We start from the raw sequence: 17,451 nt of genomic DNA, 5'->3' as shown, positions 1-17,451 counted from the left end.
CTCCTCCGGGCGCCCGCTCCCGGCGATGCTCAAGCGGATCGGGCTGACGGCGGCGCTGGCGGCGCTCTGCCTGGCCCTGTTCCTGCCGGGCTTCTTCACGCTGCCGCCGACCGACCGGGACGAGGCCCGCTTCGCCCAGGCGACCCGGCAGATGCTGGAAAGCGGCGATTTCGTCGATATCCGCTTTCAGGACGAGGCCAGGCACAAGAAGCCGGTCGGCATCCATTGGATGCAGTCCGCCACCGTGGCGCTGGCGGGCGGACCGGAGCAGGCCGCCATCTGGGCCTACCGCCTGCCCTCGCTGGCGGGCGCCGTCCTGGCCGTCCTCCTGACCTTCCGGATCGGCACGACCCTGTTCGGCCCCCTCTCCGGGGCGCCGGCCGGCGAGCGTGCCGGCCAGGGCGCCGGGTTCCTGGCGGCGGCGATGCTGGCGGGCACGGTCCTGCTGGCGGTCGAGGCGCGGACCGCCAAGACGGACGCGGCGCTGCTGGCGGCCGTGCTGGGCGCGCAGGCGGCGCTGGCGGAGGCGTGGCTGCGGCGGAACGGGCGGGAGGCGCCGTCCACCGGCCTCGTCCTGCTGTTCTGGTGTTCCCTCGGTGTCGGCATCCTGCTGAAGGGGCCGATCATCCTGCTGGTGGTCGGCGGCACCGCCCTGGGGCTGGCGCTCGTCGAGCGGCGGGTCGGCTGGCTGGCCCCGCTGCGGCCCCGGCTGGGGCTGCCGGTGCTGCTCCTGATCGTGGCACCCTGGCTGGTCCTGATCACCATCAAGACCCAGGGTGCCTTCTTCGCCGAGTCGGTCGGCCACGACATGCTGGCCAAGGTCGCCGGAGGGCGGGAATCCAAGGGATTCCCTCCCGGCTACCATACCCTTCTGTTTCCCGTCACCTTCTGGCCCTGGTCCCTTCTGGCCATCCCGGCGATCCCCTGGGTCTGGGCCAACCGGCGGGACCCGGCGGTGCTGTTCTGCCTCGCCTGGGCGATACCGACCTGGGCCGTCTTCGAGGCGGTGCCGACCAAGCTGTTCCACTACGTGCTTCCGGCCTATCCGGCGCTGGCGCTGCTGACCGCGCGCGCGGCGCTGGACGGGTTCGGTGGCGGCCGGCGCTGGCTCCGGGTGCTGTCGATCCTGCTGTTCCTCCTGATCTCGGCGGTGCTCGCCGCCGGGACGGTGATCCTGTACGGCTTCTTCGAATGGACCGTCGATCGGGTTTCGCTGCTGCTCGCGGCGGCCGTGCTGGCGGTGCTCGGCTACGGCGCCCTGCTGTTCCACCGGGGCGGGCTGCGTCGGTCGGTTGCGGTGCTGAGCGCCGGGTCGGTCGGGATGTATCTGCTCGCCTTCCAGGTCGTCCTTCCCCGTATCGAAAAGATCTGGATCAGCCCCAGGGTCGCCGCCGCGGTCGCCGCGGCGCGGCCCTGTCCCGGCTCGACCCTGGTATCCGTCGGCTTCACCGAACCCAGCCTCGTTTTCCTGGTGGGAACCGGGACGGTGCTTTCGGGCGACGGCCGGACGGCGGCCCACCGCCTGGCGGACGACGCTTGTGCGCTGGCCCTGGTCGACCTGCCGCAGGACGACGCCTTCCTGGCCGAAGCGGAGGCGAAGGGCTTCCAACCGATTGCCATAGAAACAGTTAGCGGTCTAAACTATTCGCGCGGCACGAAACCGATGATGACCTTGTATCGTCGCTGAGCCGTAACTCCCTGGTAATAACTTACCTTTACTAGTGTCCTGCCACGGGGCGGAGCTTCGGCTTCCGCCCTTTTGTCAGATCGTCGGCGACGGCGGGGCCACGATGCGAAATCCGTTGACCGAAGACCAGCCGCGGCCGGTCCGGTATTCCTTCTGGTTCCTGCTGTTCCTGTTCGGCCATATGCTGCTGAGCCATCTCGACCGCACCGTGTCCGAGCTGGCGCGGGTCGCCGATCCGGGTCTGCTGGATATTTTCCGCGCGATCACGGAAGCGGGGGACAGCAAATGGACGCTGGTGCCGACAGGCGTGCTCGGGCTGGGATCGATCGCCGCGGGATGGTTCATCCTGACCGACCGGCGCGTCGCGGCGATGGTCCGCTGGACCGGATCGGCGCTGATGTTCGTCTTCGCGTCGGTCGCCCTGTCCGGGATCGCCGTCAACATCGTCAAGGTCGCCGTCGGCCGGGCACGGCCGAAACTGCTGGAGCAGGCGGGTTTCCTCGGGTTCGATCCGATGATCCTGAACGCGAACTTCCACTCCTTCCCGTCCGGTCACGCCAACACGGCGGTGGCCTTCGCCCTGGCGGTCTCGTTCATGGTCCCGAGCTGGCGCGGCGCCTTGCTGGCCGCCGCCTGCCTGATCGGCCTCAGCCGCATCGCGGTGAACGCTCATTTCGTGACCGACGTGATCGGGGGCGGCGCCCTGGCGATCGCCACGACCTATTGGCTGCGCGGCTGGTTCACGTCGCAGGGATGGGTCTTCTACAGGGAGAGCGGGGGAACGTACCGTCTTCTCTGGCCGGGGATGGTGCTTCCCCTGTCGGCCGGGCGGACCCTGCGGCGCCTGCGGGAGACCGGGGCGATCCAGCCTCCGGGCCGTATTCGGCAGGCGTGACGGAAAAATGGCTCCGTCGACCGATGCCGACGGAGCCGAAGTCTGCTTTACATGGAGGAACCGCACCACAGATGCGATGTCTCCTTTATAGGCTGTATTGGTTAACGCCGGATTAAGGTTAACATGAATAATGCCCCCTATCCGTTTTCCCGAAACCCGTTTCTCTCCGGACCTTCAGCTCTGCTTTCCGCGCCCGGTCTTGTTCTGCAGTTCGTCGATCCGGCGTGAGGCATCGGCCTTGCTGAGGGAAGCGTCGAATTCCTCGTTCGCCTCTTCGCTCAGGGTCTTCAGGTAGGATGCCTGCGCTCCGGTCATCGGCTCATCGCCCGTGGTCCAGTCCGACGGGTCCTTTTCCGTATTGGACGGGGTTCCGGCGTCGGCCGACTTCGGGCTGTCGTTCCCGGTGTTCGCCCCTGTGTTCGCCATGATCCCAAGCTCCTCTAGTGACAGATTCCCATTATCAACAGGCTAGTGCTGTTCATGTTTCGTTGCTATCTGGAATTTTTCTCGACTCCTTCCCAACCGCTCGCCACATTAAGGCCCATGTGCGAAAAACATAACAGCCGGCGGCGCCCTTGATGCCGCCGTCATCAGATTTCGTCGTCCGATTCTGGGGTGTCCGAGGCAGCATCCCGTCGCCTGGCCCCGAGACGGCGCGATATGGCGGCAACACCACCTGCATCGAGGTGCGGTGCGGGGATCACCTCATGATTTTCGACGCCGGAACGGGCATCCGCCCGTTCGGCAGCCAGCTGGCGGCCGAGGCTCCGCTGGATCTCGACCTGTTCTTCACCCACACCCACTACGACCATGTGGCGGGGCTGCCGTTCTTCGCGCCGGCCTTCGACCCGCGCAACCGGCTGCGCCTGTGGGCGGGGCACCTGCCGCCGCCGCAGACGATCCGGTCCGTGCTGTGCGACATGATGATCGCTCCGCTGTTCCCGGTGCCGCTGTCCGCCTTCGATCATTCCTGCACCTTCAACGATTTCCAATGCGGGGCGACGCTGACGCCGGGGCCGGGCATCACCTTGAGGACCGGGCCGCTCAACCATCCGAACCAGTGCTGCGGCTACCGGGTGGAGTACGAGGGCAGGGTGCTGGCGATCGTGACCGACACGGAGCACCGGGCGGAGGGACCCGACCCGGCGGTGCTCGACCTGGCGCGCGGGGCCGACGTCATGGTCTATGACGGCATGTACACCGACGCGGTCTATCCGCGCCATGTCGGCTGGGGCCATTCGACCTGGCAGGAAGGGTGCCGGGTCGCCGATGCCGCCGGGGTGGGGCGGGCGGTGATCTTCCACCATGAGCCGAACCACGACGACTCCGTCATGGACGGCATCGCCGCGGAGGCGGAGGCCATGCGGCCTGGAACGCTGGTTGCCTACGAAGGAATGATCCTCAACCTTTAAGTGATCAACGGTAGGGATCGGCGGCGTCGCGCAGCCCGTCGCCCAGGAAGTTGAAGGCCAGCACCACGACGATGACCGGGACCACCGGCAGCATCAGCCAGGGATAGAGGGCCACGACGTTGATGTTCTGGGCTTCGTTCAGCAGCACGCCCCAGCTGGTGATCGGCGGCCGGAGCCCGAGGCCGAGGAAGGACAGCGCCGTCTCGCCCAGGATCATGCCGGGGATCGACAGGGTGGCCGAGGCGATCAGGTGGCTCATGAAGCTGGGCAGCAGGTGCCGCCCGATGATCCGCCGGGGGCTGGCGCCCATCAACTGCGCGGCGGTGCAGAAATCCTCCTCCCGCAGCGCCAGCAGCTTGGACCGAACCGCGCGGGCGAGGCCGGTCCAGTCCAGCAGCCCCAGGATCAGGGTGATCCCGAAATAGATCAGGATCGGGCTCCAGGTGACCGGCAGGGCCGCCGACAGCGCCATCCACAGCGGCAGCTCGGGGAAGGAGCGCAGCACCTCGATGAAGCGCTGGATCACGTTGTCGATCCAGCCGCCATAATAGCCGGCGATCCCGCCGATCACGATGCCCAGGACGAAGCTGATGGTGATGCCGAGCAGCCCCACGGTCAGGGAGATCCGGGTGCCGTAGAGGATGCGGCTCAGCATGTCGCGGCCCAGCCGGTCGGTGCCGAGCAGGAACAGCGTGCCGCCCTCGGCCGGGCACATCAGGTGCAGGTCCGCCGGGAAAAGGCCCCAGAAGTCGTAGGCGTCGCCCCGGCAGAAGAAGCGGATCGGCTGCACGTCGGTGGGGTCCACCGTATAGACGCGCTGGAGCGTGTCCATGTTGAGCTCGTAGTCGTAGCCGTAGACGAACGGCCCGACGAACGATCCCTCGTGGAACAGGTGGACCGACTGGGGCGGCGCGTAGATATGGTGGATGTGCCGGCTGTCCAGGGCGTAGGGCGACAGGAACTCGGAGATCAGCGTGGTGAAATACATCAGCCCGAGGATCGCGGCCGACAGCACCGCCAGCCGATGGCGCTTCAGCTTCCACCACATCATGCGCCACTGGGACGCCATGAAATAGCGTTCCTGCTCCGGCGACATCTGCTCGACGGAGTAGGGGTCGAACGGAGCGGTCGAGACGTAATGTTCCAGCCGGTTCGTGCCCATGGGATCGGCGGTCATCGCGTCGCCCCGCCTTCGAGCCGGATGCGGGGATCGAGCGCCGCGAGCGCCAGGTCGGACAGGAAGACGCCGACCACGGTCAGCAGCGCCAGGAACATCAGGAACGACCCCGCCAGGTACATGTCCTGGCTGCGCAGCGCGTCGAGCAGCATCGGCCCCGTGGTCGGCAGCGACAGCACGATGGAGACGACGGCGGCGCCCGAGACGACCTGGGGCAGCAGGTTGCCGATGTCGGCGATGAAGGGGTTGATCGCCATCCGCAGCGGGTATTTCCACAGCACCCGGCCGGGCGGCAGGCCCTTGGCCCGGGCGGTCACGACATACTGCTTGTGCAACTCGTCCAGCAGGTTGGCGCGCAGGCGCCGGATCATGCCGGCGGTGCCGCTGGTCCCGATCACGATCACAGGGATCCAGAGATGTTCGAGGATGGACAGCACCTTGCCCCAGCTCCACGGCGCATCCAGGTAGGCCGCGTCCATCAGGCCGCCGATGGAGGTGCCGAAGGTCACGTTGGCGAAGTAGAGCAGCACCAGGGCGAGCAGGAAGTTCGGCGTCGCCAAGCCGAGGAATCCGAGGAAGGTCAGGCCGTAGTCGCCCAGGCTGTACTGGTGGGTCGCCGAATAGATCCCGATCGGGAACGACACGACCCAGATGAACAGGATGGTCGCGAAGGACACCACGATGGTCAGCAGCATGCGGTCGCCGATCACGTCGGCGACCGGCCGGTTGTACTCGAACGAGAAGCCGTAGTCGCCGGTCAGCATGCCGCCCAGCCAGACGAAATACTGCTCGATCATGGGCTTGTCCAAGCCGTAGGTCTCCCGCAGGAACTGCAGGCGGCTCTCGTCGATCGCCTCGCCCCGGCTTTCCAGCTCGGTCATCAGGGTGGTCAGATAGTCGCCGGGCGGAAGCTGGATGATGACGAAGGTGATCGCGCTGATCGCGAGGAGGGTGGGGATCATCACCATGACCCGCCGCACGAAGAAACCCAGCATGGTGATAGATCGTCCCTTCCGTCGCCCCGTTGATTGTCCGTCGTCAGATGAATCGTCCCGCGGTTCAGCCCGGTTCGGCGAACCAGAACGTGTCGGGCCGGTAGATGCCGAAATGGGCTCCCGGGTCCCAGTTGTAGATCCCCTCCGCCGGCACGTTGCGCAGGGTGGAGCGCACGACGACCGGCTGCAGGGTGCCGTTGATCAGCCCGATGGTGAAGACGCGGTCGGCGTGGATGCCGAGGATGCGGTGCCAGGCCTCCGCTCGGGCGGCCGTGTCGGGCGCCGTCCGCCACTGGCCCATCAGCTCCATCAGCTCGACCGCGGCCGGCATGTCGGGCTTCTCGCCGGCCGTGCCGCCGGTCTGGTAGTACTGTCCCCATTTCGGCCATTGATACTGGTTCTGGTCCATCGGCACGAATTCGGCCGGCGCCATGTCGGCCGTGGGAATGCCGTTGTCCACGCCCTTGCCGATCGCCATCAGCGTCTGGCCGGCATAGATGCGGTTGCGCAGCACCTCCAGCTGGGAGGGCTTGGTGAACAGCTTGACCCCGATCTTGCGCCAGCTGTCGGCGATCAGCTCCAGGACATCGACCTCCTCCGTGCTCTCGCCCGCGGTCTCGACGATGATTTCCAGCGGGCGGCCGTCGGGCATCAGCCGGATATTCTCGCTGCCGCGTGCGGTCAGGCCCATCTCGTCCAGCAGCCGGTTCGCCTCGCGCACGTCGAACCGGGTCCAGGCCTGTTGGTATTCCGGCCGGAACAGCGGCGAGCGGGGCAGCACCGTGTTGTTGGAAGGCTTGGCGAGCCCGTAATAGATCGCCTGGTTGATCTCGTCGCGGTCGATGGCGAGCGACAGCGCCCGGCGGAACCGGACGTCGCGGAACAGGCCGCGCCAGCCGGGGTCCGAGGCGTTGAGGTTGGGGAACAGCGCCAGATGGGCGCCGTTTCCGGTCTTCCACAGGTCGACCTTGTAGCCGTTCCGCTTCGCCGCCTGCTTCAGGAAGGTGTAGTTGTCGAAGCGCAGGTAGCGGGCCTGGAGGTCCGCCTCGCCGGCGCCGGCCTTGGCCGGGATGATCTTGCCGTCGGCGATCTGGACCAGCAGCCGGTCGATGTAGGGAAGCTGGACCCCCGCCGGATCCACCCGGTGATAGAAGGGATTGCGGACGAAGACGAACCGCTCGGCCGGCGCCGCCGTCGTGTTGACCCAGGGCTGGAGCGTCGGCAGGTCGGGGTTGTCATTGTCGTAGGCGTTGTCCACGCGATTGTGCAGATGCGCCCAGCTCTTCTGCCCCGCCGCCTTGACTCTTTCCTTCAGTTCGGCGGCATCGGCGTATTTCACGTGAAACTTTTTCAGGTAGGCCGAGGGACCGAAGATCTCCAGCGGCCGGGCCGCCGCCAGCGCGGGCAGGAACAGCGGGTTCGGCTCGTTCCAGGAATACCGCACGGTCGTCTCGTCCAGCACCTCGAACCGGGGCGGCTCGCCGCCGGCCAGCATCTCCGGCGGGGCACCGAAGGGCGGCACGTCCTGGTTCAGGATCACGTCCTCCCACCAGTAGCGGAAATCCTCGGCGGTGAAGGGCGACCCGTCCGACCAGCGATGGCCGGGCCGGAGATGGAGGGTGAAGACCCGGTTGTCCTCCACGTCGATCGACCGGAGGATGTCCGGTTCGAGCGTCAGGTCCGGAGTGTACGTCACCAGCCGGGCATAGAAGTACGCGAACATGATGCGTACGTCCTTCGCCCGCGCCATCAGCATGGTCATGTCGCCGCCGGGCCGGCCCTGCTGCGCCCCATCGTCATCGAACGTCACCATTCTCGGCTCGGCCGGCAGCCGCTCGCCGACCGGCGGCAATTTCCCGGCGGCGACCTGCTCGGCGAAGAAGGGGGTCTCGACCGCCGCGCGGCCGGCCGCGGGCGCCAGGAGCGCGGCGGCGGCAAGCGCCAGGAGGCCTGCTCGGAGAAGGCGGGAGATCATGATGCCAGATCCAGGAGGGCGGGGCGGGCGGTCGCGCGGACGAGGTGGCCGTCGCCCAGGTCGATCATGCCGGGATGGGCCGTGCCGTCGATGGTGAAGGGAGCCGGCCAGGCGCCGGGATCTGAGGCGCGGCCTTCGCCCAGCACGCCGAGGTCGAGCGGGCATTCCGGATCGGGGTCCGGCACGGCGGCGAGCAGCGCCCGGGTATAGGGATGGACCGGATTGCGGAACAGCGTCGCGCGGGGGGCCACCTCCACGATCCGGCCGCGGCACATCACCATGATCCGGTCGGCGATATAGTCCACGACGGCCAGGTTGTGGGAGATGAACAGGTATGTGAGGCCCAGCTTCTCCTTCAGGTCCTTCAGCAGGTTGAGGATCTGGGCCTGGATCGAGACGTCCAGGGCCGATACCGGCTCGTCGCAGATCAGCAGGTCGGGCCGTAGCGCCAGCGCCCGGGCGATGCCGATGCGCTGGCGCTGGCCGCCGGAGAAGCTGTGCGGGTAGCGCTTCAGGTGCCGCACGTCCAGGCCGACCAGGTTCATCAGTTCCTTGACCATCGCCCGGCGATGCTCGGCGTCGCCGATGCCGTGGATCACCAGCGGTTCCGCGACGATGTCGTACACGGTCATGCGCGGGTTGAGCGAGCCGAACGGGTCCTGGAAGATGAACTGCTGCTTGCGCCGGAAGGCGACCAGGGCCTCGTCCTCCAGGTCGAGCACGTCGATGACGCGGCCGCGGTCGTTGAACAGAACCGTCCCGGTGTCCGGCTTCAGCGCCCGCATCAGGATCTTGGACAGGGTCGTCTTGCCGCAGCCGGACTCGCCGACCAGCCCCAGGCACTCGCCCCGGCGGATCTCGAAGCTGACATCGTCCACCGCCAGCACGCCGCCGCCCGTGCGCTTGCGGTTGAACCAGCCGGTATTGCCGGTGTCGAACCGCTTGCTGACGCGGGAGACGGCCAGGAGCGGCCCGACCGAGTCGGCGCCGGCCGGCCAGGGCTCCCGGGTGGCTTCCAGCAGCTTGCCGCCGGCCGACTTGATCTCCCGGATCGGAACCAGACGCTCGCCCGGCTCCATGTGGAAGCGGGGGACCGCGCGGAGCAGCGCCTTCAGGTAGGGGTGGCGGGGCTTGGCGAAGATGTCGCGCATCTCGCCGGATTCCATGACCTCGCCCCGGTACATCACGACCACTTCCTCGGCGACGTTGGCGACGACGCCCAGGTCGTGGGTGATCATCAGCACCGCCATGCCCAGCTCGCCCTGGAGGTCGCGGATCAGCTTGAGGATCTGGGCCTGGATCGTGACGTCCAGGGCGGTGGTCGGCTCGTCCGCGATCAGCAGCGACGGGCGGCAGATCAGCGCCATGGCGATCATGGCGCGCTGGCGCAGGCCGCCGGACAGTTCGAACGGGTAGGTCTCGAGCGCGCGGGCCGGATCGGGGAACCCCACCAGGCGCAGCATGTCGCGGGTCAGCTCGCGCGCCTCGGCCGTGCCGACGTCGCGGTGGAGCATGACCGCCTCGCCCACCTGGTTGCCGACCGTGTGCAGCGGCGACAGGGAGGTCATCGGCTCCTGGAAGATGATCGAGATGTTGCCGCCGCGGATCGCCCGCATGGCGCGGCTTTCGGGGGGCAGCTTCGCTATGTCGACCGTTCCGGGCAGACGGGGATCGGCGAACAGGATCTCGCCGCGCGTGATGTGGGCGGGACGGGGCAGGATGCCCATGATGGTCTGGGCGACCACCGACTTGCCGGAGCCGGACTCGCCGACCAGGGCTACCGTGCCGCCGGGCCGGACCCGGAAGGAGATGCCCCGCACGGCACGGATCAGCCCCTCGGCGACGCGGAACTCCACATGCAGGTCGCGGACGCTCAGCAGGTCGGTCATCGGGACCAGCGCGCCGTCCGCACGCCCGCGGCATCCATGCCGGCCTGCGGATCGGCGTCGATGCCGAGAGCCGCGAAATTGCTGATCGTCGTCTCGGTCATCCCGATCCCCTTCCTGCGCGCGACGTCCGCGACCCGCTCGGCGATCTCGTCGAAGCCGTCGAGAGTCGATTCGAGCCGGACGGTCTCCCCGGAACCGGCGCCCTTCAGCTTGAGCTGCATCCAGCCGAGGCCGCGATCCCGACGGGTAGAATAGTAGTTTAAACGTACCTGAGCCAAATGTTCCCACGAAATCGAACCGCCCAGCGGCCCGCGGGCCGTGATGCCCTTATCGTCCATTTCGATGACGGTGGCGTGACGCTGCGCCGTCCGGGCGCCGAACACCACGAAAAGGGCCGCCGCAAGCATCATGGGTACCGCGACCCAGGCGCTGAGCGGGACCAGCAGGGGCGGAATGCCGGTCAGCGCGAGGCCGGCGGCGGCGCGGGCATAGTCGCCGTAGAGGGGAGGAGCCGGATATCGGAACTGTTTCACGGTGGACACCTGGGGGAGGGGCTCCCGAAAAGGGCAGGGGCATCGACCCAGCGGACGGCCGGGTGTTCCGACGCGGCGGCCAGGAACCGGTCGAGGAAGCGGCGGCACGGTTCGTCATGCACCAGATGGTGGGTCAGCAGCCCGGTCGCCTCGTCCGGATCGGCGGCACCGGTCCGGCGCGCCGCGAGGTGGCGGACCATGGCCCCGATCGCCGCTCCGGTCCCGGCGAAACCGCCGCCGCCCCGCCAGTCGATGACATCCACATGGGTGTTGACCTGGACCAAACCCGGCACCGGGCAAGGGCGGGGCCGGGCGTTGAAGGTGGACAGGCCGGCATAGCCGAGGGCCGGCAGCCGGGCCGCCACGTCCGCCGCGATCCGGTTCCACGGGGGGACCAGGACGGGCAGGGGATCGAAGGGCCGGAGCAACCGCCATCCCTCGGCGAGGTCGGCGAGGACCGCCTCGACGCTCCGGGCGGAGCCCAGTTCGGTCTTCCTGGCCGGCGGGACCTCGTGGTTCGCGTGGGACAGGCCGTGCTGGAGCACCGAGACGCCGGGCCAGCGCCGCAGTTCCTCCGCCAGGTCCGGCGTCGCTCCCGCCGGGATCACGGCGAGCGCGACCGGCACGCCGGCGGCGGTGGCGGCATCGCGCAGGCGGTCCAGGGCGGGCGAGGGCGCGACGGCGTCGTCGTCGCGCCACCACAGGGTGGCGGTCCGGCCGGCCTCGGCCCACAGGTCCAATTCCCGCGCCAGGGCGGCCCGGATGTCATCATTCGTCATGACGCGGCCTCGACCAGCAGGCGGGCGGTGGCGGCGGCGCCGTCCATGAGGGGGGCGAAGTCGGTGGGCGGGGGCGCCGCCAGGGCGCGGCCGACCGCATCGGCCAAGCGTTCCGGGGTCAGGCCGTCCTCGGGGACGCCATGGAGCAGCCCGCGCCGCTCGAACAGGCGGGCGCGGTCCGTCTGCTCGGTCTCGTTGCCGGCCGCGAAGGGCACCACCACGGCGCGGCAGCGGGCCTGCATCAGGTCCATCAGCGTGTTGTACCCGGCCTGGCTGATCGACAGGGTGCAGCGGGCCAGGAGTTCCGGGAAGTCGGGCCGCGCCCGCTCGACGGTCACGCCGCGGGGAGCGCCGTCGCGCAGGGCCTGGAAGTCGGCCTCCCCGATGTCGGGACCGGCGAGCAGCCGCCAGGGGGACGATGCCAGCGGGGTCAGCGGTCGCGCCGCCAGCGCGGTCCGCAGCAGGGGCAGGCCCACGGCGCCGCCGCCGACGGAGACGATCACTTCCCCGGCGCCGTCGCCGCCCGCCTGCGCGGCCGGGTGGGCCGGGGCGCGGGCCGGGGCGCGGGCCGGGGCGACGTAGCCGGTGTAGCGGATCAGGTCCGCGATCCGGTGCGCCTGGGGGAAGGTCGCCTCGAACGGGACCACGGCGGGGTCGCCGTGGACCAGCACGAGGTCCAGGTGCCGGCGCGCCACGTCGGCCATCTCGACCTCGCGGGCGGGATCGTCCTTGGCCACCAGGATGTCGCGCACCGACGCGGCGACGACCCGGGGGCGCCGGGGGCGTTCCAGCAGCGGCAGCAGTTCGAAGCGGAACTGGCGCCGGCCGAAGGGGTAGGTTTCCAGCAGCAGGATGTCGGGATCGACGCTGTCCGCCAGATCCAGCAGCGCCGCGCGCCGTCGTTCCCGCCAGGCGTCGTCGAGGGGCAGGCCGCCGTCGCCGACCAGGCGCTTGAAGCTCTTGTCCGCCGACCGGGCCGGCGGCAGCCGCACCACGCGGGCGGCGCCGTGATCGACGCCCGCGACCGGGAACCCGCCGGACGCCACCGTCACGTCCAGCCCCGCCGCCGCCAGGGCGCGGGTGATCAGCGCCGCCCGACGGACATGCCCGATGCCGAGCAGGTGCTGCACCCAGACCAGGGCCTTGAGGGGGGACTTCCGGGGGGGTCGGATGTCATCATCCGTCATGATGCGGCTCCGGATTTTTCTGTTTTCCCGTCATGCGCGGGCTCGCCCCGCGCATCCACGCGCAGGCCGGGGTGGCGGAGTACGCGCGTGGATGGCCGGATCAAGTCCACGGCTGTCCGGCACGGTTGTTGCGTTTCGCTCGAAAGGCCGCGCTGTGGACGAAAACGCCCCCTTTTCGTCGGGGCCGGACTTGATCCGGCCATCGTCTTGCGGGTCTCACCGAGGCTCCGTGGCTGGAGATGCCCGGATCAAGTCCGGGCATGACGATCAAGGGAAGATGAAATATCCTGAGAATCACCTTCAGGTTGATGAACAACAACCGTTCCGGACCGCCAGGGATCAAGACCGGCCATGATGGCAGGGAGACGGAGAATGTCATCAAATGTCATCATTTTCCAAGCCCCCTGTGCCGCCAGCATACATAATTATAGGAATTTAGTCAAATCTCCAGCGCGATGTTCAGTTCGGCGACGGTGGGGGTGCCGTCCGCCGCCAGGGTGAAGCGGTGGGCGCAGCCGTCGAGGAGTTTATGGGCCGGTTTGTCCGTCATGTCCCAACACGCGGCCATGGCATAGATCGCGCGGATCACCCCCTTGTGCGCGACGGCTCCGGCCGGCCGGCCGGCGGCGGCGACCTCGGCCAGCCAGGGGCGCAGGCGGTCCTGCACCTCGCGCGGGCTCTCGCCGCCCGGGCCGCGGAAGTCGAGGCCGCGCGCTTCCCACGCCGCCATCAGGTCGCCCAGCTCGGCCCGCAGGCCGGCCAGCGTCCTGCCTTCCCACGCCCCCCAGTCCATCTCGACAAGCCGGGCGTCCGGCACGGGATCGAGCCCGAGGATCGCGGCGGTCGCGGCGGCGCGCTTCAGCGGGCTGGCGACCCAGGCCCGGTCGCGCAGCCGGTCGGGCAGGACCCAGGAACGGACCACGCCTTCGCCTTCGGGCGACAGCGGGATGTCGGTGCGGCCCTGGATCAGGCCCTCGGCGTTCCAGGCGGTCGGACCGTGGCGCAGGAGGAGAAGGTCGGTCATCGGGACCTCGCGAGGCTGCGGAGCAGGGTATCGAGCGTGCGGGACGCGCCGTCGAAGCCGTGCTCGGCCGATGCGACGCGGGCGGCTTCCAGGCCGAAGGCGCTCCGCCGGGCCGGGTCCGGCAGCAGCGCCGCGACGGCGTCGGCGAAGGCGGCCTCGTCGCCGACGGGGGTCAGCAGGCCGGTCGAGCCGTCGCGCACGATGTCGGGCACGCCGCCGGTCCGTCCGGCCACGACGGCCAGCCCAGCGGCCTGGGCCTCCAGCAGCGCCATGCCGTAGGCCTCGTTGATCGCCGGCCAGACCATCAGGTCGGCGCCGGCGTAGCAGGCGGCGAGGCGGTCGGGCGGCAGCGCGCCCAGGAAGCGGAGGCGGCCGGGATCGACGCGGCCGAAGCTTTCCTCGACGCAGACCCGGCGCGGCCCGTCGCCGACGACCAGCAGCCGCCAGTCGTGACCGCCGAGCCGTTCGAGGGCACGGGCCAGGATGCGGAAGGAACGCTGCTTGTCGCCGCCCCGCATCATGCCGACGGCCAGCAGCCAGGGTACCTCCGGATCGAGCCCCAGCGAGCGGGCGAGTTCGGCGCGGTCCGCCGCGCGGTCACGCGGGGCCGGCGGCTCGACGAAGGGGCGCAGCAGGGTCAGCCGGCCGGGCGACCGGAGGAGAGGGTAAAGGCATTCCGCATCGGCCGAGTTGAGCGAGACCACGGCATCGGCGCGGGCGATGGCGGTCCGCGCCGCTTCATGGCCGAGGGCGAAGGGACCGCCGGCCTGCTTGGGCGCGAAGGACGCCTCGGCGACCACGTAGGGGATGCCCAGCGCCGCGCTGACGGCGGGACCCAGCCAGTCCGGCGCCTTGTGGTAGAGGTGGTAGGTGAACCACAGGTCGGGCGGATCATGCCGCAGCCTTGCGGCGAGCCGGTCCGCGAGCCGGCCGCCGAGGTCGGCGATCCGGCGGTGCCGGCCGGGCCTGCCGCCGTCGTCCCAGCTCCGGAAGGTGCAGGCCAGGTCGACCCGGTGCCCGGCATGGCGCAGCGCCGCCATCAGCAGCCGCGCCATGCGGCGGTCGCCCGAGGGCGTGGGGTGCGTCGGCGCCTTGAGGGGAGCGTAGAAGGCGATCCGCATGCCGGGCCGGTCCCCTTACTCCCGACCGCCGGCGGCCAGCAGCCCGGCCAGATGGTCCAGCCCGGCGCCGGCGCCGAACAGTCCGCGGACCCGGCTGCCGCCGGCCGCCGCCAGCCGGCGGCGCGTTTCGGGATCGCGCCCGAGGGCGGCCAGGGCGTCGGCGAGCGCCGCGGCGTCGCCGGGATCGACCAGGACGCCGGTCTCGCCCTCGATCACCAGCTCGGGAATGGCTGCCATCCGGGTCGCGACGACCGGCAGCCCCATGACCTGGGCCTCCATCAGCACGTTGGGCAGGCCGTCGCGGTCGCCGTCGCGCGCCAGCCGGCTGGGCAGGAAGAACAGGTCGGCCTCGGCATAGTGCCGGATGACCACGTCCTGGGGCTGGGCGCCCCGCCACGAGATCCGGTCGGAGAGGCCCAGCCGTTCGGCTTCGGCCTTCAGGGCCTTCAGCCCGGTCCCTCCGCCGATATGGACCCAGCGCCAGTGCAGGCCGGCGGGAAGCCGCGCCAGCGCCTCCAGCGCCACGTCGAACCCCTTCTTCTCCACGGCGCGGCCGACGGAGAGCAGGACCAGCGGGTCGGACGGGTCGCCGCCGTCGCGGGGAGGGCGGGCCGGCACCTCCGCCGGGAAACGGTCGAACTCCAGCCCGTGGTAGAGCAGGGTGACCCGGTCGGGCACGGGCGCCAGCTCCGCCAGGTGGGCATGGCCGAGCCGGGTGCAGGTGACGCCCCAGCGCGCCTCGGCCAGCTTCTCCCGCTTCTCCCACTCGGGGATCGTCCAGATGTCCTTGGCGTGGGCGGAGAAGCTCCAGGGCAGGCCGCGCAGCAGGGCGGCGTACCGGGCGACGCTGGCGGGCGTGTGGAGAAAGTGGGCGTAGATCCCGCTGGTGCCGGGCGGCAGCTCGGCCGCCAGCACCGCCGCCTGCCCGAACCGGCGGACCCGGTTGCGGGTGCGGTCGCGCGCGAGGTCCCGGAGCCAGACCGCCCGCGCCCGCTTCCAGCCCGGCAGCGCCCGGGCTTCCTTCAGCGCGCGGGCGACCCGGGCCGGCTCGTCGTGGAGATATTCCGGCAGGTAGGTGACCGGCGCCCGGAGCCGGCGGTGCAGCGCGTGGGTGGCCTTGTCGGTCGGGTGGCGCAGCGAGTACAGGGCGAGGTCGAGGCCGCGCTGCTCCAGCCCCACCAGTTCCTGGGCGATGAAGGTTTCGGACAGGCGGGGCCAGCCCTTGACGACGACGCAGACGGTCAAGATCAACAGCCTATTCGATCGACCGCAGGTCGGCGTTGCCGGGAGTCATCGGCGTTCGCCGTGCGGCGAAGGCGGACCCACGAGATGCGATCCGGTGAAGCATGGGTCAGGCCCTGCGGCGCAGGGTGGCGCGCCGCGCGGGGCGCCGGGGTTCCGCCAGGTGGCGGGCTGCCAGCCGGTCGACGTTCTCCAGCCCATCGAGCAGGCCGGGGACGATCACGTCGGAGGGGACCTGCTGCTGCGGCAGCTGGCGCAGCGCGGTCGCCATGGCGGCGGCGTCGCGGACTCCGTCGTCGGGCAGCATGCTGACCAGTCCCAGTTCCTGCGCGCGGCTGGCGCGGATATACTGCTCCCGCCGGGGGACCATGCGCGGCACGATCAGCGCCCGCTTGTCGAACGACAGGATCTCGCAGAAGGTGTTGTAGCCACCCATGGCGACGACCCCGATCGCTTTCGCCATCAGGCTTTCGAGCTGGGCCTCGAAGGTCAGGGTCTCGACCTTGGGCAAGGCGGCCGCCCGGGCCGCGAACTCGTTCTGGAGCTCGCGCTGCATGAAGGGACCGAGGACGACCAGGGCGCGGTGGGGCAGCCTGGGATCGTGTTCGTAGGCGCGCAGGACCCAGTCCACCATGGCCTCGCCGTCGCCGCCGCCGCCGGGGGTGACCAGGATGAACGGCTCGTCCGGCATGTCCGGCAGCGCGGGATGGACCGGGGCGCTCCGTTCGAGGTATCCGGTATAGACCATCTTGCGGCGCACCGAGGGCGGCACCCGGACGCCTTCGAGCGGGTCGCAGATCTGCGGCAGGCCGTAGACCCACAGCTCGTCATAGAGTTTGTCGAGCGCCGGCATCGCCTTCTTGCGCTCCCATTCCGGCCCCAGGGCCGACGGCTCGTCCATCACGTCGCGCAGCCCCAGCACCAGCGGCGTGCCGCGCGCCTTGAGCACCTGGAGGGTTTCCAGCACCTCGCCCCGCAGGCCCAGGGGTTCCTTGTCGACGATGAACAGGTCGGGATCGAAGATCTCCGCCGTGTGGCGGATGATCGATGCCCGCATGGCGAGCGTTTCCTCGATGTCGATGTGCAGGTTGAGCGAGGTGTATTCGCCGTTGCGCAGCTTGATCACCCCGGGGATCCGGACGAAATCGACCCGGCTGCGGAAATCGAAGCTGCCGATGATCGGGGAGCCCGACAGGATCAGGACCGACATGTCCTTGTGCTGCTCGACCAGCGCGTGGGCGATCGTCCGGCAGCGGCGCAGGTGGCCGAGGCCGAAGGTGTCGTGACTGTAGATCAGGACGCGGCTGTGCTCGCGCGCCTGCTCCCGGATGTGTTCCCGGCCTGCCCCGATGCGGTTGCTCATGTGCTTCTGCTCACGGTGTGGATTCCGGCGTTTCGGCCAACCTGTGAAGCCTGGAACCCATAGGGGTCAATGCCATCGTCTGTCTCTAGCAGAATAGCAGGGTATCGACCATGTGAATTGCCGGGTGCCACACCATCAGGTACTCTCCACCCCACTTTTTTCCTGCCCGGGG

Annotated in this window: 15 protein-coding genes; 3 read left to right on the top strand and 12 right to left on the bottom strand. The window is 69.6% G+C overall.

From position 1 onward, the window contains the following. Positions 1-25: 25 nt before the first annotated feature. On the top strand, positions 26-1,687 hold the full coding sequence (locus tag IGS68_RS26135) for an ArnT family glycosyltransferase (RefSeq protein ID WP_247881090.1): 1,662 nt from the start codon (positions 26-28) through the stop codon (positions 1,685-1,687). 115 nt (positions 1,688-1,802) lie between these two features. Continuing rightward, positions 1,803-2,582 (top strand): phosphatase PAP2 family protein, encoded by a 780-nt coding sequence (locus IGS68_RS26130; RefSeq protein WP_201075630.1) that lies wholly within the window; start codon positions 1,803-1,805, stop codon positions 2,580-2,582. A 174-nt stretch (positions 2,583-2,756) separates the two neighbouring features. Here IGS68_RS26130 and IGS68_RS26125 read toward each other — a convergent pair whose 3' ends face one another. Beyond that, positions 2,757-3,008: a DUF3072 domain-containing protein gene (locus IGS68_RS26125; protein ID WP_201075628.1), complete on the bottom strand. Its 252-nt coding sequence runs from the start codon at positions 3,006-3,008 to the stop codon at positions 2,757-2,759. A gap of 281 nt (positions 3,009-3,289) precedes the next feature. Here IGS68_RS26125 and IGS68_RS26120 point away from each other — a divergent pair, with 281 nt between their 5' ends. Further along, positions 3,290-3,994, top strand: coding sequence for an MBL fold metallo-hydrolase (locus tag IGS68_RS26120; protein WP_247881089.1), 705 nt, complete (start codon positions 3,290-3,292; stop codon positions 3,992-3,994). 4 nt (positions 3,995-3,998) lie between these two features. Here IGS68_RS26120 and IGS68_RS26115 read toward each other — a convergent pair whose 3' ends face one another. The 11 genes from IGS68_RS26115 to IGS68_RS26065 all read right to left on the bottom strand — a co-directional run bounded on the left by IGS68_RS26115 (position 3,999) and on the right by IGS68_RS26065 (position 17,279). Further along, complete coding sequence (locus IGS68_RS26115; RefSeq protein ID WP_247881088.1) at positions 3,999-5,171, bottom strand: ABC transporter permease; 1,173 nt, start codon at positions 5,169-5,171, stop codon at positions 3,999-4,001. Then, entirely contained in the window at positions 5,168-6,166 is a 999-nt protein-coding gene (locus tag IGS68_RS26110) for an ABC transporter permease (RefSeq protein ID WP_201075623.1), read from the bottom strand. Before IGS68_RS26110 ends, IGS68_RS26115 begins: the two co-directional genes overlap by 4 nt. Positions 6,167-6,230: 64 nt before the next feature. After that, complete coding sequence (locus tag IGS68_RS26105) at positions 6,231-8,141, bottom strand: ABC transporter substrate-binding protein (protein WP_201075617.1); 1,911 nt, start codon at positions 8,139-8,141, stop codon at positions 6,231-6,233. Next, on the bottom strand, positions 8,138-10,030 hold the full coding sequence (locus IGS68_RS26100) for an ABC transporter ATP-binding protein (RefSeq protein ID WP_201075615.1): 1,893 nt from the start codon (positions 10,028-10,030) through the stop codon (positions 8,138-8,140). The genes IGS68_RS26105 and IGS68_RS26100 overlap by 4 nt, the downstream gene beginning before the upstream one ends. After that, a complete protein-coding gene (locus IGS68_RS26095) occupies positions 10,027-10,563 on the bottom strand; it encodes a hypothetical protein (RefSeq protein WP_247881087.1) in 537 nt (178 codons plus the stop codon). Before IGS68_RS26095 ends, IGS68_RS26100 begins: the two co-directional genes overlap by 4 nt. Then, the gene (locus IGS68_RS26090; RefSeq protein ID WP_201075611.1) at positions 10,560-11,342 is read right to left on the bottom strand and encodes a polysaccharide deacetylase family protein; all 783 of its coding nucleotides are present in this window, start codon (positions 11,340-11,342) and stop codon (positions 10,560-10,562) included. The genes IGS68_RS26095 and IGS68_RS26090 overlap by 4 nt, the downstream gene beginning before the upstream one ends. Next, positions 11,339-12,529, bottom strand: a complete 1,191-nt coding sequence (locus IGS68_RS26085; protein WP_201075608.1) for a glycosyltransferase family protein — start codon at positions 12,527-12,529, stop codon at positions 11,339-11,341. The genes IGS68_RS26090 and IGS68_RS26085 overlap by 4 nt, the downstream gene beginning before the upstream one ends. A gap of 439 nt (positions 12,530-12,968) precedes the next feature. Continuing rightward, on the bottom strand, positions 12,969-13,553 hold the full coding sequence (locus tag IGS68_RS26080; protein ID WP_201075607.1) for a histidine phosphatase family protein: 585 nt from the start codon (positions 13,551-13,553) through the stop codon (positions 12,969-12,971). After that, entirely contained in the window at positions 13,550-14,674 is a 1,125-nt protein-coding gene (locus tag IGS68_RS26075; protein ID WP_201075605.1) for a glycosyltransferase family 4 protein, read from the bottom strand. The genes IGS68_RS26080 and IGS68_RS26075 overlap by 4 nt, the downstream gene beginning before the upstream one ends. Before the next feature lie 15 nt (positions 14,675-14,689). Then, positions 14,690-15,925: a glycosyltransferase family 4 protein gene (locus IGS68_RS26070; RefSeq protein ID WP_247881086.1), complete on the bottom strand. Its 1,236-nt coding sequence runs from the start codon at positions 15,923-15,925 to the stop codon at positions 14,690-14,692. Between the two features lie 100 nt (positions 15,926-16,025). After that, positions 16,026-17,279, bottom strand: a complete 1,254-nt coding sequence (locus IGS68_RS26065) for a glycosyltransferase family protein (RefSeq protein ID WP_201075604.1) — start codon at positions 17,277-17,279, stop codon at positions 16,026-16,028. Positions 17,280-17,451: the final 172 nt, after the last annotated feature.

This window comes from Skermanella sp. TT6, from assembly GCF_016653635.2.
Classification (GTDB): Bacteria; Pseudomonadota; Alphaproteobacteria; order Azospirillales; family Azospirillaceae; genus Skermanella; species Skermanella cutis.
Note: the sequence above shows the minus strand (reverse complement) of the source record. Positions and strands in the feature narration are given on the sequence as shown.